Below are 23,229 nucleotides of genomic sequence, written 5' to 3'. Positions count from 1 at the left end.
TCGGGCGGGCGAGAGCGATCAGGCGGGCGAGAGCGGGGTGGACCGGCCGGAGTGCAGTCCGGTGCCGCCGAGGTCCGCTCGCCGGCCCGCCGCCGCACCCTGCTCCAGGCCGCCGCCGAGCAGCCGGCGGGGTGCGGCCGTGCGCAGCCGTGGATACGCCTCGGCGAGGCGCCGGTCGACCCGGTCCGACCGGTCGGCGAGGACCAGCGCCACCGAGGGACCGCTCTCCGGCTCTGCCGTGGCGGCCGCTGCCTCGGCCCGACGCAACCGCTCGGCGACGGTCGCCGCGAAACCGGCCAGCCAGGAGCGGCGGAACGCGGCCGGATGGTCACCCGGCGGTACCGATGCGACGGAGACCCCGTGCGCGGCCTGGACCAGGAGCGAGGTGAAGAGCAGTTCCACCCGTTCCAGGTCGCTGGCGAAGCCGAAGAGGTGCAGGACGAAGCCCTTGCCGCCCCGCCGGCGCACGGATCGGCACCGCAACGCGTCGGCGATCCCGGCCAGCAGGCCCGCCTTGTCCAGGGCGTAGGGAGCGGGGACGTCGACGGTCCGGTCGCCGACCAGATCGGTGTCCGGGTCCCGGGCGGCGAGCAGTGCCCGGTCGACGCCGTAGCGTGCGATCAGCTCGGTCGCCTTGGCGGTGAACGCCTCGGCCTCGGCGGGGGTGCAGGCTCGGTCCTCCGCCTTGGCCAGCAACTTGCGGACCTTGCTGAGCATCGCGTCGGACATGCACCAGAGCTACCACACGCGCCGAGCTATCACACGGGCGGAGCTACCACATGCGCGGACCGACGGGTGGCAGGCAAGCCCTGCCGGCGGCGGCGCGGACAATGGGATCCGGTCCCGCTGGGCAACTGGAGCCGGTCTCGCTGGACAAACCGACCGAGGAACGTGCAAAGATGGGCGTCGATGACATCTCTATCCGGCGCGGTGACGCAGCGTCGCGACGGCGGAGCCGGCGAGGGTGAGCAGGCACTCCGGCAACTGCCCGTCCGCGAGCGCGGCGCCGAAGAGGGCGGCACCGGTGTCGCCGTCGGAGTTGGCGTAGGCACTCACGAACCGGGCCACCCAGCGGGCGTCGTAACCGGCCTCGTCGATGCCGGGGAAATCGAGCGTCCACGCACCCCTGGGCACACCGTGGCCGACCATGGTGGCCGCCAGGCACCAGGCCACCTCGTACGCCCCGGCCACGCCGGACCGGTCCACCACCGCGTCGAACGTGCCGACCACCCCGTCGCTGTCACCGGCCAGCGCGGAGGTGAGCACCGCCCTGGCGTCATCCAGCGTCTCCTGCGGAACGTCCGTCACGTGCGGAAGGGTATGCCGACAGGTCAAGCCTCGTCCGACAAACCGCCCGAGTGTGAGTTATTCAGGATGATACCGCCCCTCCGATGGAAGTTGCGGGTCGAGGCGCGGACGCGCGCGTGTGGCGGGCGCGCTAATGTGCGCAACGGATCTCCGGGGAGGAAGGACGACCCCATGCTCGTATTCCGCGGCACCCGCCGCGCAGCTCTGTCCGCCGCCGCGTGCGCGGCGCTGCTGCTGACCGGCTGCGGTTCGGACGGCGAAGGCGAGGCCGAACAGGCCCAGCCGACCCAGGTCCACCTCTACGGCACGGACGGCAACATGCAGAACTCCTTCAAGGCGGAGTTCGAGCAGCCGACCGGTCTGCTCAAGGGCATGAAGGGCACGACGCCGCTCACCCCGCTCTCCGAGGACTTCAAGAACCGCCTGCGGAGGCAGGACCCGAAGCTCTCCGACTTCCTCTACGCCGCCGAGACGTACGACGCCGTCGTGATCAGCGCAATCGCCGCCCAGCTCGCCGGCTCCACCGAGCCGGCACAGATCGCCAGGCAGATCGTCGGGGTCACCACCGGCGGCGAGCGGTGCGACTCGGTCGCCGACTGCCTGGATCTCGCCCGCGCCGGCAGGGACATCGCCTACCGGGGGGTCTCGCTGAACCGGGGTGGCTTCACCGACGCCGGCGAGCCCTCCACGGCCAGCTACGCCACCCTGCACTTCGGCACGGACGAGCAGCTCGACGAGGGCAAGACCGAGTTCCTCGGTGCGGGTGACGAGTCCACGGCCAGCGTCAAGAAGCCCCCGGCAGCCAAGCGCCAGACCAGGGATGTCGAGGAGGAGAGCGGCGCGCCGCTGAAGCTCGGCGGCCTGCTGCCCCGCACCGGTGACCTGGCGCTGGCGTACCCGCCGATGGGCGCGGGCGCGGCTCTGGCGATCGACGACATCAACGCGGCAGAGGGCGTACTCGGCGAGCCGGTGGAGTGGGTCGACGGCGACGACGGGACCAACCCGGACACCGCGAAGGCGACCGTCGCCCGGCACGTCACCGCGGGCGTACACGTCATCATCGGGGCCGGTGCCTCCGGCATCTCCCGGGCGGTGCTCCCCGACGTGGTCGCCGCCGGGCTGGTGCTCTTCTCCCCGAGCAACACCGACGCCGGGCTGAGCACCATCGAGGACAACGGGCTCTATTTCCGCACGGCGCCCTCGGACATCCTCCAGGGCAGGGCGCTCGCCGACATGATCCTGCGGGACGGACCGAGCCGGATCGCCCTGATCGCCCGGAAGGACTCGTACGGCGAAGGCCTCCAGGGCAACGTCCGGGCCGAGCTGGAGCGGGCCGGGCACGGCTCGGACGTGCGGCTCTTCACCTACGATCCGCCGGCCACCCCCGACGCCCCGCCGGTCGACTTCAGCCAGGGCGCCAAGGAGATCAAGCAGTTCGGTGCCGACGCGATCCTGGTCATCGGCTTCGGCGAGTCGGCGAGGGTCATCGAGGCGCTCGCCGCCGCCGGGGTGAACATCCAGCAACAGCAGTAGCCGACCCGCCCCCGACCCGGAGCATCCGGCGCCGGGCGGGTCGTTCGCGCCGGAGTGGCACACTTCCGGGAGTCACCGGGCGGCCCGTCCGCCTAGCGTTGTCCCGTGTCCGTCCGGCGGTCCCGCCGGCGATCGGGAGACCGGGAGGTACGACATGAGCTACGACGGTGACGCCAACGTGACCGACGACGTCCTCGCCGAGCAGGAGCTGCCCGGCGTCGACGAGGAGCAGGGCTTCGGACCGGCGGTCGACCTCGTGCCGGACCCGCTCCCGCTGGACCCGGAGGTCGAGGCGCCGCCGCCGGTCACCACCGTCGTCACACAGTACGCCGGCGGCGTCACCGAGGTCGCCACCGATCTCGACGGCGACGGCTACGCCGAGCTGCTCCAGTTCGACACCGACGGGGACCGGGTCGTCGACCTCAGCTACCAGGACACCGACTCCGACGGTCGGTTCGACACGATCGAACGGGACTCCGACCTGGACGGTCGGGTGGACGAGGTGCTGGAGGACAACAACGGTGACGGCCGGATCGACTCGGTCGTCACCGACACCAACGGGGACGGCCTGGTGGACCGGGTTGTCGCGGACGCCGACTTCGACGGCCGGACCGACACCTGGATGACGGACAGCGACTACAACGGCCGGCCGGACGAGATCCGGGTCGACACCGACTCCGACGGCCGGGCAGACCGGCTGATGGTGGACACCGACGGCGACGGCACCATCGACCAGGTCACCTACCAGGACCGGGACACCAACCCGTACGTCACGAACTGAGGCTTGCGTTCCGGGCTCGACGGCGGCCGGGGCATGGCCGGGGTCACGCCGGGGTACGTCAGGTGGCACAGTCGGGACGTCGTGTCCGGGAGGTTCTCGTGGGTGTCCGGGCGGCACGCGGACCGACGGTTTCGGCGTGGCCAGAACTGCAGGCTGACGGAAGGGCAACAGATGAGCGACTCGCAGGAGACCGTCGACACCCGTGGTGACGAGCGGATCGAACTGCTCCGGGCGGACGCCAACCAGGACGGCAAGACCGATGTCTGGGTGGTGGACACCGACGGCGACGGTAAGGCAGACCTCTTCCAGTTCGACACCGACGGCGACGGCAAGGTGGACATCACCATGGTCGACGCCGACGAGGACGGCAAGCCGGACGAGGTCGTGGACGGGGACGGAGGGCACCCGCCGACCGCCTGACCGGCGGCCACTCCGACCGACGCCGTGGCGGCGGTTCTCCGGGCACGACGATCCGGAAGACCGCCGCCACCGCCTGTCGGTACCCCGGTGTCGGCGGACCGCCGCCACTTCCTGCCCGTGCCGGTCGGCAGACCGGAGGGGTGCGCCAGGGCCGGCACGCAACAACTCGACATCGGTTCGATCATGACCGGGTCACGAAATCGCCTGTAGGCCAACTCACTTCCTCTCCCGCCAACCTTTCCCGCGCGCTCGGGCGCTTCGCAGCCATGAGGGCGACGACGACCGGCGCCGTCCGGCTCGGCCGTGGGGAGATGCGAGACGATGAGGTTGGTGTTCCGGCGTGCCCGGGCGGCGAAGAGTCTGCTCCTCGCGGCGACCGGGGCGACCCTGATCGCCACCGCCCTGCTCACCGGCCTCGCCGGCTACAGCCGGGAGGTGGTCGACTCCGGCACCGAGCGGGCCGTCGCCGCCGCCTCCCAGGAGGAGCGCTCCATCCTGGTACGCGGCACGGCCGGCGGCACCAGGGCGGAGCTGACCGCGCGGGACACCGCCGTCCGGGCCCGGTTCGCCGACGGCCTCGGCCGGGTGCCGGTCACCGTCGCCGGGGCGGGCTACGCCACCGGGCGGCAGTTCTCGGGTCGTACCGGAAATGCCGTGCCGGATGCGCAGGGCCTGGTCTTCGCCCGGGTGGTCTTCCTCGACGATCTTCCCGGGCACGCCCGGCTGACCGGCGGCGAGTGGCCGCGCCCCGGTGAGCGGCCGGTGCAGGCCGCGCTCGCCGAGCCGGTGGCGCGGATCCTGGGCGCCGGGGTCGGTGACCTGATCCCGATCACCGACCGGGTCACGGACCGGGTCACCGAGGTACGGGTCACCGGCATCTGGAAGCCCCGCGACGCCGGGGACCCGTACTGGCGGTTGGTGCCCGAGGTGACCGACGGGGTCGCCAGCGGCTCGGCCACCTACGGCCCGCTGGTGGTCGACCGGGCCGACTTCCTGGACCACTTCGTCGGCAACGCCTCCGCCGGCTGGGTCGTCGAGCCGGACCTGAGCTCGGCCACCATCGCCTCGCTGGCTCGGCTCGGCGAGGCCGCCGACCGGGTCGGTGCCAGCCTGCCCGCCGAGACCGGGCTCGGCAGCTCCGGCCTGGTCAGCACCGAACTCGGCCAGCTCGTGCAGCGGCTCGACCGGGCCGGCCTGGTCGGCCGGTCGGCCCTGGTCACCCCGATGCTGCTGGTGGTGGTCCTCGGCGGGTACGCGCTGCTGCTGGTCGCCGTCCTCCTGACCGAGCAGCGCCGGGGCGAGGCGGCCCTGCTCCGGGCCCGGGGCGCCGGCCGGGGTCAGCTCGCCGGCCTGGCCGGCCGGGAGGCGCTGCTCGTCGTCCTGCCGGCCGCCGTCCTCTCGCCGCCGCTCGCCACCGAACTCGTCCGGCTGGCCGACCGTACGCCCGTCCTGGCCGCCGCCGCCCTGCACCTGAACCCCCGGCTCGACGCCCGGACCTGGCTGGTCGCCGCGCTCGCCGCGCTCGGCTGCGCGCTGGCGATGCTCGGCCCGGCGCTGCGTCGGGGCGGCAGCTACGTCGCCGAACTCGCCAGCCGGTCCCGGCCGAGCCGGCGGACGATCGCGCAGCGGGCCGGGATGGACGTGGCGCTGGTCGCCCTGGCGGTGCTGGGCTGGCTGCAACTGCGGCAGTACTCCTCACCGCTGGCCGGTGCCCGCCCCGACGGCGCCCTCGGCATCGACCCGCTACTGGCCGCGACCCCGACGGTCGGGGTACTGGCCGGCGCCGTCCTCGCGCTGCGCGGCCTGCCGCCGATGGCCCGCCTCGCCGAGCGGTACGTCGACCGCCGGTCCTGGACCGGCACGATGCTCGGGATGTGGCAGGCGGGCCGCCGGCCGCACGCCGGTCCGGTGCTGCTGCTCGCCCTGGCGGTGGCGGTCGGCACGCTCGCCTGGTGCCTGGCCGCCACCTCGGAGCGGTCCCTGAGCGACCAGGCCGACCACCAGGTCGGCGCGGACCTGCGGCTGGTCGAGGCGAGCGGGGTGGCGCCACCGGCCCGTGCCGGGCAGCTCGCCGGGCTGCCCGGCACGGAACGGATCCTGCCGGCCTGGCGGGACGCTCCCCGACTCGGCACCGAGGGCGTGCAGGCCGGCATGGTCGCGCTGGACACCGCCGACGCCGACCGGGTGGTGCGGCTCCGCGACGATCTCGTCGACGGCGACGCCGCCGGGCTCTTCGCCGGCATGACCGCCGCCCGGGTCGGCGCCCCGATCGTGGCGCTGCCGCCCGGCACCCGGCGGCTCACCGGCACGATCAGCACCGTCGGCACCGGCGGCTTCACCCCGAGCGCGGTGCGGACCGCGGCGATCCTCGCCGAGCCGCACGGCGGGCACGTCCGGGTCGCGCTCGGCGCGAGCCAGGACGGCAGGCCGCTCCGCTTCGACGTGGAGCTGCCCGACGACGGCTTCGACGTGGAGCTGCCCGGCGACGGCCCACCGCCGGCACTCGCCGGCTTCGTGGTGGACACCCTCGGCCCGGCCGGATACGTCGTCGACTGGCGACTCAGCGGCCTGCGCGCCGCCCCGGCCGACGGCACCGGTACGCCCGTGCCGCTGGCCGGCGGAGGGCACTGGCAGGCGGTGGACCGCTCCGGCAACAGCGATCCGGCGACGGCGGGCCGGAGCGGGCTGGACGTTCGCTACCAGGTCCCGGCGTCGTCGTGGCCGGGTGTCAACTCGCCGGTGTCGTTCGCCGTCGCCGCCGCCCGGCACGCCGGGGCGGTGCCGATGGTGGCCACTCCGGAGGCGCTGGCCGGGCTACGGATGGGTGTCGGGGAGCAGAGCGTGCTGGTGCTCGGGGGCGGCGCCGTCCAGGTCCAGGTCACCGGGACGGTCGCCGCGCTGCCCGGCGCGCCGGAGTCCGCCGGGCTCCTGGTCGACCTCCCCTCGTTGAGCACGGTGCTCTTCCACGAGCGGGGCATCGTCGCCGCACCCGAGGAGTGGTGGCTGGCGACCCGGCCCGACGGGCACGGGGCGGCGGCCGAGGCGGCGGCGGGACTCGGCGGGCTCCGGGTCGCCGACCGGGTGGCGGTGGCCGGGCGCTCCGGCACCGACCCGTACGGCGTCGGCGCCCGCGCCGCCCTCTTCGCGGCCGCGCTCGGCGCCCTGCTGCTCGCGGCGGTCGGCATCACCGTGGACGTCCGGGCCAACGCCCGGCGCAGGGTCACCGAGCTGGCCGTGCTGCACACCCTGGGCGCCGGTCCCCGGCTGCTGGCCCGGTCGCTCCTGGTCGAGCAGGCATTCCTCGCCGGTATTGGCGTGCTGGTCGGGCTCGGGGTGGGGATCGCGGTGGCGGCCACGATGGCGCCGTTGGTCATCCTCACCCCGTCGGCGGAGCGGCCGGTGCCGGCCCCGCTGCTCGATATCGCCTGGCTGCCGGCGGGCGGGACCGCCGCCGTACTGCTGGCGCTGGCGCTCGCGCTCAGCGGGCTGACCGCCGCCACCATGCGGTCGCGGCTGGCCGCGGCCCAGCTCCGGATCGGGGAGGACCGGTGAGCGGAACGGCGCCCGGACAGGCGCACGGGGAGGTACGCGGACAGGCGCACGGGGAGGTACGCGGACAGGCGCGCGGCGGACCGGGCCGGTCGGGGCTGCTGCCGGTACCGGTGCGCCGGATGAGGGTCTTCGCCGGCTACCTCGGGCTGCTCGGCGTACTCGGGCTGGTGGCCGCGCTGCTGGTGACCGGTGCGCCCCGGCTGGCGAACGGGTACGCCGACGACGGCCTCCGGCACGACGTACGCGCGCTGCCGTACCAGGTGCGTGACCTGACGTTCACCACGTCGGTGCACTCCACCGAAGGGCCGGACGCCACGGCGGCGGCCGAGGTGCTCGACCGGTTCCGGACCCGGCTGCCCGGCCCGCTGCCGTCACTGGTCGGCCAGCAGTGGTTCGCCGGCCGGATCGGCCCGAAGGACCTGGACGTCTCCGGCGACGCGCCGACACTGCGTGGCGGGTGCCGGCCGGAGCTGCCGCTGCGCGGCCAGGCCGGCATCGAGCGGGAGCTGCGGATGGTGCAGGGACGGTGGCCGGCGTCCACGGGCGGGGTCGAGGCGGCGCTCTCCCGGGAGGCTGCCGGCATCCTCGGGCTGGGCGTCGGCACCGTCGTCGTCCTCACCGGCGAAGGAGTCGACCGGGGCTCCGTTCCGGTCCGCGTCGTCGGGCTGTACGAGCCGATCGACCCGGCCGCGCCGGGCTGGGACGCGATCCGGATCGCCGAGGTGCCCTGCCCGGACCCGGCCGCCGGCACCACGCACCGGGCGCCGCTGCTGACCGACCTGCCCGGGTTGACACGTGCGGCCCGGCGGCTCGGGGTCACCTACGAGTGGCGCTACCGGGTCGACGAGGAGCGGACGACCACCGCCGACATCCCGGAGGTACTGGCGGCGGTCGGGGCGAGCCGGCGGACGCCGCCGGAGAGCGGCCTGGTGCTGGCGACCGGCCTGGACAAGGCCGTGGCGAGGTTCGACGCCCAGCTACGGGCGGTGCGGGCGCTGCTCGCCGTGGTGCAGGCCGGCATCCTGGCCACCCTCTCCGGCTTGGTCGTGCTGGCCGCCGGCCTCGCGGTGCAACGCCGCCGGGAGGAGTTCACCCTGCTCCGCGCCAGGGGGGCGGCGGCGGTGCAGGTCGGCGCCCGCACCCTGCGGGAGGCGGTCGGCGTGCTGCCGGTCGCCGTGCTCGCCGGCTGGCTGCTCGGCCGGGCGTTGCCGGGCCGGCCGGCCGGGGCGGAACTGCTCGGGGTGGCGCTGGTGGCCGCCGGCACCACCCTGGCCATCCCGCTGCTGGCGATGCTGGGCCAGCGCCGGACCAGTTTCGTGGGGCACCGGCAGGATCTGGTCCGGCACCGCCCGTCGGTGCGCCGGCTCACCGCCGAACTCTTCGTACTGCTGCTCGCGGTGCTCGGCGTGGTGCTGCTGCACCGGCGGGGCCTGAGCCAGGCCAGCGGGGTCGATCCCTACCTGGTGTCGGTGCCGGTGCTGCTCGCCGTCGCCGCCGCCCTGGTCGCGATGCGCCTGGTGCCGTGGCCGCTGCGCCAACTCGGCCGGCTCGCCGCCCGGGCCCGTACGGTGGTGCCCTTCGTCGGCCTGGCCCGGGCCGGCCGGAGCGCCCCGGTGACGGTCGGCCCGCTGGCCGTGCTCGTCGTCGCCATCGCCACCGGGGTCTTCACCAGCGTGGTCACCAGCACCGTCGCCGAGGCCCGGGACCGGGTCACCGACCAGGAGGTCGGGGCCGACGCCCGGATCATCGGCTCGTACTCGGTGCAGGAGACCGCCGACCGGCTCGGCACGCTGCCCGGGGTGAGCGCGGTCAGCCCGCTGGCGTTCGAGGTGGGTCAGCCGCTCCGCTCGCCCAGCCCGAACCTGCTCGGTGGGCGTGACCTCGGGCAGGTCCAGGTGCTGGTGGTGGACGGCCCGTCGCTGGCCCGGGTGGTGACGTCGAGCGGCGTCGACGTCGACCTGCCGCCCGCACTGACCCGACCGGGACGGCTGGACGGGCCGGTGCCGGCGCTGGTCTCCCCGGAGGTGGCCGCCGCCGTCGGTGCCGGGGCGGTCACCGAGGTGCAGGGCCGGCGGTACGAGTTCCGGGTCGACCGGGTGGCGTCCGGCTTTCCGGGGGTCGCGGTCGACTCCCGGCGCTTCGTCGTCCTGCCCTGGCAGGCGATGCCGGTGCCGGAGTTCCAGCCGATCCGGGCCAACCAGTTCCTGGTGGCCGGCGACGGGTTCTCGGTCGACGTGCTGACGGAGACGGTGGATACCGCCCAGCGGGAGTACCTGGCCGGGGTGGTGGGGCAGCCGGTCGAGGAGGCCAGGCCGCAGACGCCTGTCAGCGTGCGCACCTGGCCGGAGCATCGCCGGTCGCTGGAGCGCAGTGGCGTCAACGCCCTGCTCAGCTTCGCCTTCGGCACCGGGGTGGTCGGGGCGACGGCGCTGGCGCTGCTCGCTGTCGGTTTCGCGGTACTCGCCGAGGCGCCGGGACGGGGCCGGGTGCTCTCCCGGCTGCGCACCATGGGGCTCTCCGCGGGCCAGGGGCGGGGACTGCTCGTCTACGAGCTGGTGCCGCTGCTCGGCGTCGCGGTGCTGACCGGTGGGCTGGTCGGCGCGGCGCTGCCCCGGCTGCTCGGGCCGGCGCTGGGACTGGCCGGCTTCACCGGCGGCGTACCGGCCCGGATCCATCTCGACCCGCTGCTGGCGGTCGGCGTACTGCTGCTGGCGGTGGTGGCCCTGGTCGCCGCCCTCGGCGTGGAGAGCCTGTTCAACCGCCGGATGCGCCTCGGCGAGGTGCTCCGGCTCGGAGAGGAGACCAGATGACGGGTCCGGGAGACCTGACAACCGGTCCGGGAGAGTCGATGACGGGTCCGGGAGAGCTGGTGACGGGTCCGGGAGAGCTGGTGACGGGTCCGGCCCTCGCCGGTGCGCTGCCCGACCTCGCCGTGCTCCAGCGCCGGGCGGCGGAACGGGCGGCGGCCCGGGCCGGTGGCCGGGACCGGCTGCGTGGCCACATCGTCTGCGACGGGCTGGTCCGGATCTTCAAGACCGAGGGGGTGGAGGTGGTTGCGCTGCAAGGGCTGGACCTGGTGGTCGACCGGGGCGAGCTGCTCGCCGTCGTCGGCGCCTCCGGCTCGGGCAAGTCGACGGTACTGAACATCCTCTCCGGCCTGGACGTGCCGACCGCCGGCATCGCCCGGGTGGCCGATTTCGACCTGCTGGCCATGTCGCCGAAGCGTCGGCTGCGGTACCGCCGGCACACCGTCGGCTTCGTCTGGCAGCAGACCGCGCGGAACCTGCTGCCGTACCTGACGGCGGTGGAGAACGTGGAGCTGCCGATGCGATTGGCCCGGGGCCCGCGCGGCCGGGCGGCCCGCCGGCGCGCGACGGAGTTGCTGGACATGGTCGGCGTCGGCTACTGCGCCGACCGGCGACCGGACCAGATGAGCGGCGGCGAGCAGCAGCGCTGCGCGGTTGCGGTCGCGGTCGCCAACGACCCGGAGGTGCTCTTCGCCGACGAGCCCACCGGCGAGCTGGACGAGTCGACCGCGGCCGAGGTCTTCGGCGCGCTGCGCACCATCAACGCCGAGCTCGGCGTCACCATCGTAGTGGTCACGCACGACCACGCCGTCTCGGCCCAGGTCCGCCGCACGGTCGCGATCCGCGACGGGCGGACCGCCTCCGAGGTACGCCGCTCCACCCGACTCGGCGCCGACGGGGTCGAGGAGCTGGTCACCGAGGAGTACGCGCTGCTGGACCGCTCGGGCCGGATGCAGTTGCCGGCCCCGTTCGTGTCGGCGCTGAGCCTGCGCGACCGGGTACGGCTGAACCTGGAGCCGGACCACGTGCAGGTCCGGCCCGGCACCGACGGAACACGGGCGTGAACGGCGGCGGGGACGACGGACGGAGGCGGTCGATGGGCGAGGAGCTGGTCCGGGGCGAGGAGCTGGTCCGGGGCGAGGAGCTGGTCCGGGTCGAGGGGGTCGGCCGGGACTACCCCACCGGCGACCGGGTGGTGCACGCGGTGCGGGAGGTCTCCTTCAGCGCCGCCCGGGGCGAGCTGGTGGCGATCCGGGGACGCTCCGGTGCGGGCAAGACGACCCTGCTGAACCTGATCGGCGGCCTGGACCGGCCCAGCCACGGGCGGATCCACGTCGCCGGCCGCGACGTCACCGCCGCCGGCACCGAGGAGCTGCTGGAGCTGCGCCGCCGTACGGTCGGCTTCGTCTTCCAGTCCTTCGGATTGATCCCGATCCTGTCGGCGGCGGAGAACGTCGGCGTGCCGCTGCGGCTGGCGAAGCGCCCCCGGGCCGAGCGGGAGGAGCGGGTGACGATGCTGCTGGAGCTGGTCGGGCTCGGCGGTCAGGCGGCGCAGCGCCCGTACGAACTCTCCGGTGGCCAGCAGCAGCGGGTGGCGGTGGCCCGGGCGCTGGCGAACGATCCTGCGCTGCTCATCGCGGACGAGCCGACCGGGCAGCTCGACTCGGAGACGGGTCGCTCGATCATGGATCTGCTCCGTGCACTGGTGCACGCCCGGGGGATGACCGCGCTGGTGGCCACCCACGATCCCGCCCTGATCGACCTGGCCGACCGCGTGCTGACGCTGCGGGACGGCCGGCTGGTGGACGGCGCGGGCCTGGTCGGGGCGGCCGCGGCCGAGGGCTGACCGGCGATCGCTGACCGGCGACCGGCGACGCCAGCACCGGCACGTATCAGGGGTGGGACTCGACCGAGCCCACCCCTGATTCCGACGTGCGGTCTACGAGTCTCAGTCGCCCTGCCGCTGCTGGGGGATCTGGCCCTGCAGCAGGGCACGAACCTCCGACTCACGGTAACGGCGGTGCCCACCCAGCGTTCGAATCGCACTGAGCTTGCCCGCCTTCGCCCACCGGGTCACGGTCTTCGGGTCGACACGGAACATCGACGCGACCTCTGCCGGCGTGAGTAGCGGCTCAGGTTCATGCGTACGCGATGCCATCGGTCACTCCTCCACAGGTGCCTATAGACATCGGCCGGGGTCCCGCCGGCCGACGCGTCTCCCATGGTCCGGCTAGTCCCCGATGTCCGACATGGGCCGAACGGCCGAAGGTCCCTGGATGGACGGATGAACAATGACCGAAATATGGCCCTTTTTTATGCCAGAAAAAGACTTAACCGGACGGCCAATTGCCCCTCGTGACGTCGATATTACGAGGGGCATTCACCTGTGCGCGCTCCCACGACCCTCCGAGCCGTATCGTTCGCTAATTGCAACGCTCCAGTAACTGCACCGCCCGCCAGCGCGCCACGAGCTTCTCGTACGCCTCCGTGGCCGCCTCGGCGTCGCCCCGGGAGAGTCCGGCGAGCCCGGCCGCGACCAGCTCCGGCGAGTCGTCGCCGGCCAGCGCCTCGTCCGGCAGCAGGTCGACCAGCCCACCGTAGTCCAGCTCCACCACCGACCGGGGATGGAACTCCTCCAGCCACCGGGCGCCCTCCTCGACCGCCTCGGTGATCGGCGCGTCCCCGACCGACTTGCGCAGCACCGACAGCCCTCGCGACGCCCGCCGCCGGGCCTTGGAGATCTCGGTCCGGTAGCGCAGCACCCGCCGCTCCGGCCGGGTGGTCAGCTCGCGCTCCTCCGGGGCGACGAAGACGAACCACCGCAGCGGTATCCCCCAGGTGGCGATCTGCTCGTGCAGCCTCGGCACCCCGTGCTCGAGCACCCGCGCGCCGCTGCGCCAGTCCTCCACCACCGCCTTCGCCTGGCCGGCCAGGACCGGCGGGACGAAGGCGTCGGCCAGCACCGGAGGCACGCCGTCCCGGGCGCTCAGCGCCGCCTCGGCGACCCGTACCCGCAGGTTCCAGGGGCAGACCAGCAGCGTGTCGTCCGCCTCCAGGACGTACGCCTCCTCGGGCAGGTCGGGCAGGCGGGTCCAGCCGGCGCCCAGCGCCTCGATCACCGCCGTACGCTGCCGTACCGGCCCCTCCAGGGGGCCCACCGCCCTGCCCTCCCTCACGTACCGGCGCCAGAAAATCTGCCGGTCCCGGTCGAAGGCGGTCAGGGGCTCGTACACCCGCAGGTAGGAAGCGAAGAGCGACGGCACGGCGCGATCCTCCCACGAAACGGAAGCTGGCCGCCTCCAGCATCTCCGACGAACCTTCGGCAACCTTCCCGCCCGCCGGTCGCGGATCCACCCGGCCAGGCGATCGCGATTAGGCTCACACCAGGCCGGCACCATCCCCGCCGGCACGCCGAGCCCCCTCCCGCCGCATCCCACAAGGATGCCCACCTCCAGATCAGGAGCGAGACATGGACGTATTCGCCAGTACCGACGGTCCGGAATCCGACGGCCACGAGCAGGTCGTGTTCTGCCAGGACAAGCAGACCGGGCTCAGGGCGATCATCGCCATCTACTCGACCGCGCTCGGCCCCGCGCTCGGCGGCACCCGGTGCTACCCGTACGACAGCGAGGCCGAGGCGCTGCACGACGTGCTGGACCTCTCCCGTGGCATGGCATACAAGAACGCGCTGGCCGGATTGGACCTCGGCGGCGGCAAGGCGGTCATCTGGGGCGACCCGGAGCGGATCAAGACCGAGCCGCTGCTGCGGGCGTACGGCCGCTTCGTCGAGTCGCTCAACGGTCGCTACTACACCGCCTGCGACGTCGGCACCTACGTCGCCGACATGGACGTGATCGCCCGGGAGAGCCGCTTCGTGACCGGCCGCAGCGTCGAGCACGGCGGCGCCGGCGACTCGTCCGTGCTGACCGCCTGGGGCGTCTTCCAGGGCATGCGGGCCGCCGCCGAGCACGCCTGGGGCTCACCGACCCTGGCCGGGCGCCGGGTCGGGGTGGCCGGGCTCGGCAAGGTCGGCAAGCAGCTGACCGGCCACCTGATCGACGACGGGGCCGCGGTGGTGGCGACCGACGTGAACGAGCGGGCGATCGCCTGGGTACGGCAGGCGTACCCGCAGGTCGACGTGGTCGCCGACACCGAGGCTCTGATCACCTCCGACATCGACGTGTACGCACCCTGCGCCCTCGGTGGGGCGCTGGACGACGCCACCGTGCCGGCGCTGCGCGCCTCGGTGGTGGTCGGCGCGGCCAACAACCAGCTCGCGCACCCCGGCATCGAGAAGCTGCTCGCCGACCGGGGCGTGCTCTACGCCCCGGACTACGTGGTGAACGCGGGCGGGGTCATCCAGGTGGCGGACGAGATCGAGGGCTTCAACTTCGACCGGGCCAAGCTGCGCGCGACCGGGATCTACGACACCACCAGGGAGATCCTCCGGCTGGCCGACGCCGAGGGGGTGCCTCCGGCGGTCGCCGCCGACCGGCTCGCCGAGCGACGGATGGCCGAGGTCGGCCGGCTGCGCACCATCCACCTGCGTTGAGGCCGGCACCGGCGCCGCCGGTCGCCGCGCCGCCGGGGGTAGGGAGGGATCGCTCCGTATCCCGGGTTGACCGGAGTCCCGGCCGATTGCCGGATAATCAGGCGGAAAGCGGCCTGGACAGGACTGACGAGCCGTCGGGACACAAACGAGTCACCGCCGGACAGGGCAGGCACTCCTTACCGAGTAGCATGGGACCGACCGTCGATGTCCGCGCGACGCGCGCGCACGGACGGTGGTAACCCGAGGTGCCGAACCGGGGCATCCCCATGTACCGTAAGAGCCACGAGAGATGCCTGACGTCATCGGGGCCCGCCTTCGGGCTGCCCCGAATTCTGTGCGAGGGGGTCGAGCCATGGGGCGCGGCCGTGCTAAGGCCAAGCAGACTAAGGTCGCCCGGGAGCTGAAGTATCACTCCCCGAACACCGACCTCGCCGCCTTGCAGCGAGAACTCGGCGGCAGCCGCAAGTCGGACCACGACTTCGACGACGACTACAAAGAGTATGTCGACGACGATGACGAGGACCACGACGCGGACGACGAGCCGGGCAACTGGCCGTCAAGGCGCTGACCTTCACATCTGAGCACGCGGTGACACCGCGTGCTCACGCGTGTCCGACTACTGCGGGCCGTGCCGCCGATCGGGACGTCAACCGGTAAGGACCTGCCGGGGCCGGAGACTGCCTCCGACCCCGTCGGCGGGTCCTTACCGGTTGGCGGGAGTCCGTCAGCGGGGACGGTTGTTCCAGTTGTAGAAGGTCGGGATGTTCTCGAAGTGGTTCCAGGCGCAGACGGCGCTGGCACCGTCCCCGGCGGTGGCCACCTCGGCCCGGAGCCGCCGTGCCTCCGCCGCCTCCCGCAGCAGGCTGGTGAGCCCGTCCCGAGCGCCCAGGACCTGGGCGACCACCGGGTCGTGCTGTCCCGCCTCGACAGGCTCAGGCGGCCGTCGGCTCGTGGTCTCGGGCATGGTCCAGAACTCCCTCTAGTAGGCGAATCTTGCTGTTACGACAGTGGTTGGTCTCCGTACCGTCAAAACGCCCGTGCTCGAAGTAGCGGTTGGCCGCGTGCCCGCCCCCGCAGAACCCGAAGTACGGGCAGCGCGCCCGACATGCCTCCACGCCGGTCAGGAACTCGGCCACCCAGGGCGTCCGCCCGGCCGTGGCGAGGATCTCCCCCAATGGGGTCTCCAGGACGTTTCCGCTGGTGAAGTCACCGTAATCCGGGTCGGAGAAACCTGCCAACTCGGGAGAGAGCAGCACCACCGAGCCGTCGTGGCCGATGGTCGGGATCGGGTCGAGCCGGCGGGGCAAAAGATCGTCCTCGGCTCCGTCGAGGACGGCTGCGGCGTACCGCAGCGACCACTCGATCTCACGGACGTGGATCCGGGGGTCCCGGCGCCAGGCGGCGACCAGCTCTGCCCAGAAGCCGCTGACCAGATCGGCCGGGTGGGAGTTGCGCCGGGTGTTGACCCCCTCCGTCTCCTCGATGTTGACGCCGAGCACCTCGCAGCCGAGGTCGAGAAAATAGCCGTAGAGCTCGGTGGCGAGCCCCGGCTCCGGCCGGCTCACCACGCAGAGCGCCGAGTACGGGATACCGTGCCGGCGCAGCGCGTCGACACCGGCCATGATCCGGTCGTACGACGGCCGGCCGCCCCGGCCGACCCGCTCCCGGTTGCGTTCCCGGGGTCCGTCGACACTGACGCTGACCCGGATCCGGTACGCCTCGAAAAACTCGCACCAGGCGTCGTCGATCAGCGTGGCGTTGGTCTGCACGTGGTGCTCGACGGAGGCGTCGAAGGGGGCCAGCAGCGCCGCCAGGTGCTCCCGGCCGGCGGCGAGCGGCTCACCGCCGTGCCAGACCACCGAGAACCGGCCCTGCCGGGCCCAGCCGTTGACCGCGCCGGCGACCGCGCCGGCCACCGGCACCGCCATCCGGCGATCCGCCGCCCGGAACGGGAGATAGCAGTACGCGCAGTCAAGGTTGCAGAGTGTCGTCGGCTGCATGACCACGTAGCCGGGGACCGGGGCGATCCCCCGCATCCCGGAAAACTCCTGTTGACGGAGAGCCATGGCCCCTCCTCCCCCGTCTGGTGAGGTGCCACTCAGGCTAGGTGGCGGTGACCACCCGGGTGAAGTCCTGACCAGGTATGCCGAGAATCACGGGCAGATATCGCGGATGTGGGTTTTGGCGGTTTGGTGGCGATACGGCGCCGACGGCGGGCAACCGGGCGGTTCGGTTCGCCGGTCGGGCGGGCGGCATCGCCGGCAGCACCCCGACCAGCGGCGGGGGCTACGGGCGAAGGGCGCGGGACGGCCGGGACCGGCCCAGATCAGCCCCGGGTGTGCTGGCCGATCATGTGCACCTCGCCGGTGCCCTCGATGATTTCGCCGGCCTGCCACGCCTCGACACCGCGCCCGGTCAGGCAGGCCAGCGCCCGGTCTGCGTCCTCGGCCGAGACGATGGCGAACATCCCGACGCCCATGTTGAAGGTGGACTCCATGTCCTGGTCCTCGATCCGGCCCTTCGACTGCACCAGGTCGAAGATGGGCTGCGGCCGCCAGGTCGCCCGGTCGACCACCGCGTCGACGTGGTCGGGAAGCACCCGGACCAGGTTGCCGGGGATGCCGCCGCCGGTGACGTGCGCCAGGGCGCGCACCTCGGCCTCGGCGATCAGCTTGAGGCAGTCCTGCGCGTAGATCTTGGTGGGGGTCAGCAGCTCCTCACCGAGGGTGCGCTGCTTGCCGAAGTCCTCGATGACGCTCTCCAGCCGCATCCGGCCGGCGCCGAGCAGCACGTGCCGGACCAGGGAGTAGCCGTTGGAGTGCAGGCCGGAGGAGCCCATCGCGATCACGACGTCGCCGACCTCGACCCGCTCCGGGCGGAGGATCTCGCTCTCCTCCACCACGCCGACGCCGGTGGCCGAGACGTCGTACTCGTGCGGGCGGAGCACGCCGGGGTGCTCGGCGGTCTCGCCGCCCAGCAGCGCGCAGCCGGCGTACCGGCATCCGTCGGCGATCCCGGCGCCGATCTCGGCGACCTTGTCCGGGACGACCTCGCCGCAGGCGATGTAGTCGAGCAGGAAGAGCGGCTCGGCGCCGCAGGCGACCAGGTCGTCCACGACCATCGCCACCAGGTCGATGCCGACCGTGTCGTGGATCTCCATCTGCTGCGCGATGACCAGCTTGGTGCCGACCCCGTCGGTGGACGAGGCCAGGATCGGGTTGCGGTATTTCTGCACGTCGAGCCGGAACAGCCCGGCGAATCCGCCGATGTCGCCCATCACCTCGGGGCGCCGGGTGCCCTGGACCTTGGGCCGGAGCAGCTCGACCGCGCGGTCACCGGCCTGGATCGAGACGCCGGCGTCCGCGTACGACACGGTGCGCTTGCGGTTGGACCGCCCCGTCCCCGCCGTCCAGGGCTGATGGGTGCCAGCCGGGCCGCTTCCTGCACCACTGCGCTCGGTCACGTGCGTCACGGTTCTCCCCTTTGTGGTTCTCGCGGCTGGCCGCGTCGGTAGCGGTCGAGGATCGCTCGACTGTCGTGCTCGCCCGGCCGGATGGTCCCGGTCGGGCCGGTCCTGGTCGCCTGTGGCGCCGCCCATCAGCCGCGCCCGGCGTGGTGCCTACGCGTGCGACGGCACGTCGCCGCCGCTGGAACTGCCCACGAAGGGCTGACCGCCGGTGCCACGAGTGGCGGCCTGGACCGCCTCCTCCGCCCCGGCGCCGGCGACCCGGCGGTCAACTCCTTCGAGTACGTGCTTGCCGATCAGGTTCCCCGCCGGCAGCTCGATCGGGTATTCACCGTCGAAGCAGGCCCGGCAGAGTCGGGTCTTCGGCTGTTCGGTGGCGGCGACGAGACCGGCCAGGGATACGTACCCCAGGGTGTCGGCCCCGATCGACCGCCGGATGCCCTCGTTGTCCAGCCCGTTGGCGAGCAGCTCCGCCCGGGTGGCGAAGTCGATGCCGTAGAAGCAGGGCCAGTTGACCGGCGGCGAGGAGATCCGGACGTGTACCTCCAGCGCACCGGCCTCGCGCAGCATCCGGACGATCGCCCGCTGGGTGTTGCCGCGCACGATCGAGTCGTCGACCACGACCAGGCGCCTGCCCCGGACGTTCTCCCGCAGCGGGTTGAGCTTGAGCCGGATGCCGAGCTGGCGGAGCGTCTGCGACGGCTGGATGAAGGTGCGACCGACGTACGGGTTCTTCATCAGGCCGGCGCCGTAGGTGATGCCGGACTCCTCGGCGTAGCCGATCGCGGCCGGGGTGCCGGACTCGGGAACCGGGATCACCAGGTCGGCCTCGACCGGGTGTTCCCGGGCGAGCTGCCGCCCGATGGCGACCCTGGCGGCGTGGATGTTCCGGCCGGCGATCGTGGTGTCCGGCCGGGCGATGTAGACGTATTCGAAGAGGCAGCCCTTCGGCTCCGGCGCGGCGAACCGGGCCGACCGCAGGCCGTGCTCGTCGATGGCGATCAGCTCGCCGGGCTCGACCTCCCGGACCACGCTCGCCCCGACGATGTCCAGCGCGGCAGTCTCGCTCGCCACCACCCAGCCGCGTTCGAGCCGGCCGAGCACGAGCGGGCGTACCCCGTAGGCGTCACGGGCCGCGTAGAGGGTGGTCTCGTCCATGAAGACGAAGCTGAACGCGCCGCGCAGCGTCGGCAGCACCTCCAGCGCGGCGGCCTCCACCGACAGGTCGGGCCGGCTGGCCAGCAGCGTGGTCACCAGTGCGGTGTCGGAGGTCGAGCCGTCGGAGTCCGTGCCCCGCTCGATCGCGTCCCGGGCGAGCTCGGCGGTGTTGACCAGGTTGCCGTTGTGCGCCAGCGCGATCGTGGTGCCCGCCGAGTTGGCCCGGATGGTCGGCTGGGCGTTTTCCCAGGTCGAGCCGCCGGTCGTGGAGTATCGGGTGTGCCCGATCGCCAGGTGACCGCGCAGGCTCGCCAGCGTGGGCTCGTCGAAGACCTGGGCGACCAGGCCGAGATCCTTGTAGACCACCACGCCCGACCCGTCGCTGACGGCGATGCCGGCAGCCTCCTGACCACGGTGCTGGAGTGCGTAGAGGCCGAAGTAGGTGAGCTTCGCCACCTCTTCGCCCGGCGCCCAGACTCCGAACACGCCGCACTCGTCCTGCGGACCGGGTCGTTGGGGGTCGAGGTCATGGCTCAACCGGCCGTCGCCTCGGGGCACCTGCCGCTCCCTCTGATCTGCTCGGACTCGCCTGTCGCGCGGGTGTTGTCGGAGAACCGTCGACCCAGACAGTGTACGCGAACCGGAGCCGATACAGAGAGCCACGTAATGGCCCCCGTAAGTGACAGATGGTGATGGAAGAGTCAGTTAAAGCGGTAGGTAAGCGGAGATATCGGAACGAATGCCGCTTGTCTCTACGAGGTCCTGGGCCACCGCCTCGGGCCACGACGTCCGCCCGGTCGCCAGCCTGATCCAGGTCACCGGTCCCATCTCCACCACGTTCGGCGGAGTGCCACGGGTGTGTCGCGGCCCGGCACCGCACTGGACCGCGCCGTAGGGTGGGACCCGGACCTCCACCGCCCGCCCCGGTGCGCGGCGCGCCAGCTCGCTCAGCAGGGCGCGAACGGCGTCCCGCAGGATCGTTCGATCCGGCGTACGGCCGGCGTCGAGGTCCGCCAGCGCGGCCGTGACTGCTGCGGACTTATTGTGCGGAGAGGACACGTCGGGACGATACGACCCGGCTTCATGGCATTTTTCGGCGCCCCTGGGTCGCGCTCATCCGGTCAGACAAGGCATAGTTGCCGACGGTGTAGTCGTATGGGTTGATCCTCGGCCGGCCACGGGTCGGCGGCGGAGCCCCGGAAGGCGGTGGACGTGACAGCACACCGACGCGCCTGGATTTCCCGGGCCGGTGTGGTCGTGGCGCTGGCAGCCAGCGCACTATTCGCACTCCCCACCACACCAGCCGTGGCCGACGACCCGACGGTCACCATCACCGGGGTGAACGCCAGCCTCACCTCCGGGCAGACCACCACGCTCAGCTTCAACGTCAAGAACAACAACGGCGGAGTGCTGGGCGGGGAGACCTCGTTCAACATCGTCGTGCGCAGCGGCATCAACGAGTTGCAGTGCCAGGGGCGCTGCGACTTCACCGACACCATCGACCTGGGCGCGACGAAGTCATACAGTGTGACGCTCCGCGCCGGGAACGTTCCGGCCGGGCAGAACCGGTCGGGCAATGTCACGATCACCGCCGAGGTCGACGACGACAGCGCCTCCGCCCAGCGCAACATCACGGTGCGCGGCCCGGAGCCGCCGCCGGAGGTGCAGACCGTCGCCGAGGTCTCGGGGCGGGTCACCGACGAGAACACCGGCGACGGGATCTCCGGCGCCAGCATCCGGCTCACCGACGGGAAGGGCCGGGACTTCAACGCCACCACGAGCGGCAGCGGCAGCTACCGGTTCACCGGGTCGCAGAGCCGGGACATCGCCCCCGGAAGGCTCCAGATCCGGGCCACCAAGGACGGCATCACCGACACCATCAGCGTCAACGGTGGCAACGGCGCCCGCCTGAACAACCAGGACATCGAGCTCAGCCTGGCCGGCGCGCCGACCACCACCCCGGACGCCTCCGCAGAGCCGACCGAGGAGGCCGGCGCCGAGGAGGAGCCGACCGAGGAGGCCGGCGCCGAGGAGGACGAGCCCGCCGCCCAGGACCCGGCCGCCAACGAGGACTCCGGCGGCGGTCTCGGCTCGTGGGTGCTGATCCTCGCCGGCGGCCTGCTGGTGGCGCTCGGCGTCGGCGCGATCGTGCTGCTGCTGATGCGGCGCAAGGAAGACGACGGCGAGGACGACGAGGACGGTCCGGGGCCACGCACCGCCGCCGCGCGCGGCGGCGGTTACCGGGGCGACGACGACGCCACCCGGATCACGACCCGGGCCGGAGCGGGCGCCGACCCGACCATGGTCAGCGGGGGCAACCTGGCCGACGCGCCGACCATGATGCACAGCGCCCCACTGGTCGACGACGAGTTCCCGGACCCGTACGGTGCGCCGCTGCCCGGTCCGCAGACCGCCGGTTACGGCGCCGGGCAGCAGCCGGGTTGGGGCGGCAACGGCTACGGCGACCGCCCCGGTTCCGGCGCGGGTGCCTACGGCAACATGCCCGCCTCGGGCGCCGGCTACGGCGGTGCGCCGATCTCCGGTGCCGGCTACGGCAACGCGCCCGGTTCCGGTGCGGGTGGCTACGGCAACGCACCGGGCTCGGGCGCCGGCTACGGCGCGCCGGTCTCCGGCGCCGGCTACCCGCCGCACAACGGAGCCGCCGGCTACGAGGGCGGCGGTTACGACGAGCCGACCGGGCGCTACACCGGCCGGGGCGGCGCCGACGACTACGGCCCGGCGGCGGATCCGTACGAAACCGGGGCGTACGGCGCGTCGCCCGGCGCCACTCACGGCGGCTACGAGCCCACCCAGCAGTACGGCCGGGACGACGACGGCTACGACGCCGCAGGCGGCTACGGCGCCCGGGGCGGCGGTTACAACGACGAGCCGAGGACCGGTGGCGGCTACGACCGTCCGGACGACGGCTACGGCTACGACGACCGGGCCGGCGGCTACGACCAGCAGGGCTACGACGCGGGCCGGGGCGGTTACGACCAGCCGAGCACCGGCGGGGGCTACGAGCCGAGGCGCGGTAGCTACGACGACCAGAACAGCTACGACGACCGGGCCGGCTACGAGCAGCAGCACGGCGGCGGGGGCGGTTACTACGACGACGCACCGCCGGCCGGGCACAGCCGGTCGGGTGCGCCGCAGCAGCCCAGCCGTTCGGAACGCCGCTCCCTCGACTGGCTCGACGACTAGGACAGGCCGCTCGTCCCGAGCATCGTCCGGGCGGGCGACGTGCACGAGGTACACCGGCAGGGGCCGGGTTCGCCGTCGCGAACCCGGCCCGTGTCGCCTTCCCACGTCCGACGCCTGGCTGGGTCGCGCCGCCGTTCCGGTGAGATTCCGCGCACCGGCGTTTCACTGGCGCCGGGGCACCCAGTAGAGAATCTGGCCGACGATCAGCGTCGGGTGCTGGTGCGGCAGCGCCTCGAGGGCTCGTTGCAGATGCACCGCGAGGTACATCATCAGCCCCACCCGGTCACCCTTGAAGCCGATCAACAGCGCCAGACGTGCGGGTCCGCAGGGCCACGGATCGCCGCAGTACCGGCAGCAGTAGGTCTCGGTCGGCATGTGCCGACCGACCGGATGGCGGCGCCGCGCCGCGCGTTCGGCGCGAGCCCAGCGCGCCCACGGCCCGATCACG

20 protein-coding genes are annotated in these 23,229 nt (G+C 73.1%); 10 read left to right on the top strand and 10 right to left on the bottom strand.

From position 1 onward, the window contains the following. Positions 1-18: 18 nt before the first annotated feature. Both ACN28C_RS06625 and ACN28C_RS06620 read right to left on the bottom strand, forming a co-directional pair. Entirely contained in the window at positions 19-729 is a 711-nt protein-coding gene (locus ACN28C_RS06625; protein ID WP_422772673.1) for a DUF2786 domain-containing protein, read from the bottom strand. Positions 730-918: 189 nt separating this feature from the next. Then, positions 919-1,308, bottom strand: coding sequence for a hypothetical protein (locus tag ACN28C_RS06620; RefSeq protein ID WP_421496066.1), 390 nt, complete (start codon positions 1,306-1,308; stop codon positions 919-921). Between the two features lie 171 nt (positions 1,309-1,479). On the opposite strand from ACN28C_RS06620, the gene ACN28C_RS06615 reads away from it, so the two are divergent. The 7 genes from ACN28C_RS06615 to ACN28C_RS06585 all read left to right on the top strand — a co-directional run bounded on the left by ACN28C_RS06615 (position 1,480) and on the right by ACN28C_RS06585 (position 12,247). Then, positions 1,480-2,841 carry an ABC transporter substrate-binding protein gene (locus ACN28C_RS06615; RefSeq protein ID WP_422772672.1) on the top strand — a complete coding sequence of 454 codons (1,362 nt, stop codon included), beginning with the start codon at positions 1,480-1,482 and terminating at the stop codon, positions 2,839-2,841. A gap of 154 nt (positions 2,842-2,995) precedes the next feature. Then, positions 2,996-3,622: a hypothetical protein gene (locus tag ACN28C_RS06610; RefSeq protein ID WP_422772671.1), complete on the top strand. Its 627-nt coding sequence runs from the start codon at positions 2,996-2,998 to the stop codon at positions 3,620-3,622. Positions 3,623-3,793: 171 nt separating this feature from the next. Then, positions 3,794-4,042 carry a hypothetical protein gene (locus ACN28C_RS06605; RefSeq protein WP_421496069.1) on the top strand — a complete coding sequence of 83 codons (249 nt, stop codon included), beginning with the start codon at positions 3,794-3,796 and terminating at the stop codon, positions 4,040-4,042. Positions 4,043-4,363: 321 nt separating this feature from the next. After that, positions 4,364-7,594, top strand: a complete 3,231-nt coding sequence (locus ACN28C_RS06600; RefSeq protein WP_422772670.1) for an FtsX-like permease family protein — start codon at positions 4,364-4,366, stop codon at positions 7,592-7,594. Beyond that, positions 7,591-10,404, top strand: coding sequence for an ABC transporter permease (locus tag ACN28C_RS06595; RefSeq protein ID WP_422772669.1), 2,814 nt, complete (start codon positions 7,591-7,593; stop codon positions 10,402-10,404). Before ACN28C_RS06600 ends, ACN28C_RS06595 begins: the two co-directional genes overlap by 4 nt. A gap of 38 nt (positions 10,405-10,442) precedes the next feature. Then, entirely contained in the window at positions 10,443-11,465 is a 1,023-nt protein-coding gene (locus ACN28C_RS06590) for an ABC transporter ATP-binding protein (RefSeq protein ID WP_422772668.1), read from the top strand. Between the two features lie 32 nt (positions 11,466-11,497). Beyond that, on the top strand, positions 11,498-12,247 hold the full coding sequence (locus ACN28C_RS06585) for an ABC transporter ATP-binding protein (RefSeq protein ID WP_422772667.1): 750 nt from the start codon (positions 11,498-11,500) through the stop codon (positions 12,245-12,247). A gap of 102 nt (positions 12,248-12,349) precedes the next feature. Here ACN28C_RS06585 and ACN28C_RS06580 read toward each other — a convergent pair whose 3' ends face one another. Together ACN28C_RS06580 and ACN28C_RS06575 are read right to left on the bottom strand one after the other, a co-directional pair. Beyond that, positions 12,350-12,559: a BldC family transcriptional regulator gene (locus ACN28C_RS06580; protein WP_007073996.1), complete on the bottom strand. Its 210-nt coding sequence runs from the start codon at positions 12,557-12,559 to the stop codon at positions 12,350-12,352. A gap of 265 nt (positions 12,560-12,824) precedes the next feature. Beyond that, positions 12,825-13,664: a hypothetical protein gene (locus ACN28C_RS06575; protein WP_422772666.1), complete on the bottom strand. Its 840-nt coding sequence runs from the start codon at positions 13,662-13,664 to the stop codon at positions 12,825-12,827. A 206-nt stretch (positions 13,665-13,870) separates the two neighbouring features. On the opposite strand from ACN28C_RS06575, the gene ACN28C_RS06570 reads away from it, so the two are divergent. Then, on the top strand, positions 13,871-14,953 hold the full coding sequence (locus ACN28C_RS06570) for a Leu/Phe/Val dehydrogenase (protein ID WP_422772665.1): 1,083 nt from the start codon (positions 13,871-13,873) through the stop codon (positions 14,951-14,953). Positions 14,954-15,305: 352 nt separating this feature from the next. Further along, positions 15,306-15,521: a DUF3073 domain-containing protein gene (locus ACN28C_RS06565; RefSeq protein ID WP_421496075.1), complete on the top strand. Its 216-nt coding sequence runs from the start codon at positions 15,306-15,308 to the stop codon at positions 15,519-15,521. Between the two features lie 156 nt (positions 15,522-15,677). Here the strand turns inward: ACN28C_RS06565 and amcA are convergent, their stop codons facing one another. The 5 genes from amcA to ACN28C_RS06540 form a co-directional block, all read right to left on the bottom strand. Next, positions 15,678-15,917 carry a multiple cyclophane-containing RiPP AmcA gene (amcA, locus tag ACN28C_RS06560; RefSeq protein ID WP_422772664.1) on the bottom strand — a complete coding sequence of 80 codons (240 nt, stop codon included), beginning with the start codon at positions 15,915-15,917 and terminating at the stop codon, positions 15,678-15,680. After that, positions 15,886-16,989 (bottom strand): cyclophane-forming radical SAM peptide maturase AmcB, encoded by a 1,104-nt coding sequence (amcB, locus tag ACN28C_RS06555; RefSeq protein ID WP_422774554.1) that lies wholly within the window; start codon positions 16,987-16,989, stop codon positions 15,886-15,888. The genes amcA and amcB overlap by 32 nt, the downstream gene beginning before the upstream one ends. A gap of 290 nt (positions 16,990-17,279) precedes the next feature. Further along, positions 17,280-18,425, bottom strand: a complete 1,146-nt coding sequence (gene purM / locus ACN28C_RS06550) for a phosphoribosylformylglycinamidine cyclo-ligase (RefSeq protein WP_422772663.1) — start codon at positions 18,423-18,425, stop codon at positions 17,280-17,282. A 147-nt stretch (positions 18,426-18,572) separates the two neighbouring features. Then, a complete protein-coding gene (gene purF / locus ACN28C_RS06545; RefSeq protein WP_422772662.1) occupies positions 18,573-20,135 on the bottom strand; it encodes an amidophosphoribosyltransferase in 1,563 nt (520 codons plus the stop codon). 147 nt (positions 20,136-20,282) lie between these two features. Further along, complete coding sequence (locus ACN28C_RS06540; RefSeq protein WP_422772661.1) at positions 20,283-20,636, bottom strand: sterol carrier family protein; 354 nt, start codon at positions 20,634-20,636, stop codon at positions 20,283-20,285. Between the two features lie 153 nt (positions 20,637-20,789). On the opposite strand from ACN28C_RS06540, the gene ACN28C_RS06535 reads away from it, so the two are divergent. After that, positions 20,790-22,781, top strand: coding sequence for a carboxypeptidase regulatory-like domain-containing protein (locus tag ACN28C_RS06535; RefSeq protein WP_422772660.1), 1,992 nt, complete (start codon positions 20,790-20,792; stop codon positions 22,779-22,781). Positions 22,782-22,943: 162 nt separating this feature from the next. Here ACN28C_RS06535 and ACN28C_RS06530 read toward each other — a convergent pair whose 3' ends face one another. After that, complete coding sequence (locus tag ACN28C_RS06530) at positions 22,944-23,228, bottom strand: hypothetical protein (protein ID WP_422772659.1); 285 nt, start codon at positions 23,226-23,228, stop codon at positions 22,944-22,946. Between the last annotated feature and the right edge of the window lies 1 nt (position 23,229).

The organism is Plantactinospora sp. WMMC1484, assembly GCF_049315195.1.
Taxonomy (GTDB): domain Bacteria; phylum Actinomycetota; class Actinomycetes; order Mycobacteriales; family Micromonosporaceae; genus Plantactinospora.
This window is presented reverse-complemented; position numbering and strand designations above follow the sequence as displayed.

What these genes read in the sequence shown, in the direction of transcription:
- ACN28C_RS06610 (WP_422772671.1), top strand. Translation starts at nt 2,996, where the DNA reads ATGAGCTACGACGGTGACGCCAACGTGACCGACGACGTCCTCGCCGAG.
- amcB (WP_422774554.1), bottom strand. Translation starts at nt 16,989, where the DNA reads ATGCGGGGGATCGCCCCGGTCCCCGGCTACGTGGTCATGCAGCCGACG.
- ACN28C_RS06585 (WP_422772667.1), top strand. Translation starts at nt 11,498, where the DNA reads ATGGGCGAGGAGCTGGTCCGGGGCGAGGAGCTGGTCCGGGGCGAGGAG.
- ACN28C_RS06615 (WP_422772672.1), top strand. Translation starts at nt 1,480, where the DNA reads ATGCTCGTATTCCGCGGCACCCGCCGCGCAGCTCTGTCCGCCGCCGCG.
- ACN28C_RS06605 (WP_421496069.1), top strand. Translation starts at nt 3,794, where the DNA reads ATGAGCGACTCGCAGGAGACCGTCGACACCCGTGGTGACGAGCGGATC.
- ACN28C_RS06590 (WP_422772668.1), top strand. Translation starts at nt 10,443, where the DNA reads ATGACGGGTCCGGGAGAGCTGGTGACGGGTCCGGGAGAGCTGGTGACG.
- amcA (WP_422772664.1), bottom strand. Translation starts at nt 15,917, where the DNA reads ATGCCCGAGACCACGAGCCGACGGCCGCCTGAGCCTGTCGAGGCGGGA.
- ACN28C_RS06570 (WP_422772665.1), top strand. Translation starts at nt 13,871, where the DNA reads ATGGACGTATTCGCCAGTACCGACGGTCCGGAATCCGACGGCCACGAG.
- ACN28C_RS06625 (WP_422772673.1), bottom strand. Translation starts at nt 729, where the DNA reads ATGTCCGACGCGATGCTCAGCAAGGTCCGCAAGTTGCTGGCCAAGGCG.
- ACN28C_RS06600 (WP_422772670.1), top strand. Translation starts at nt 4,364, where the DNA reads ATGAGGTTGGTGTTCCGGCGTGCCCGGGCGGCGAAGAGTCTGCTCCTC.
- ACN28C_RS06580 (WP_007073996.1), bottom strand. Translation starts at nt 12,559, where the DNA reads ATGGCATCGCGTACGCATGAACCTGAGCCGCTACTCACGCCGGCAGAG.
- ACN28C_RS06565 (WP_421496075.1), top strand. Translation starts at nt 15,306, where the DNA reads ATGGGGCGCGGCCGTGCTAAGGCCAAGCAGACTAAGGTCGCCCGGGAG.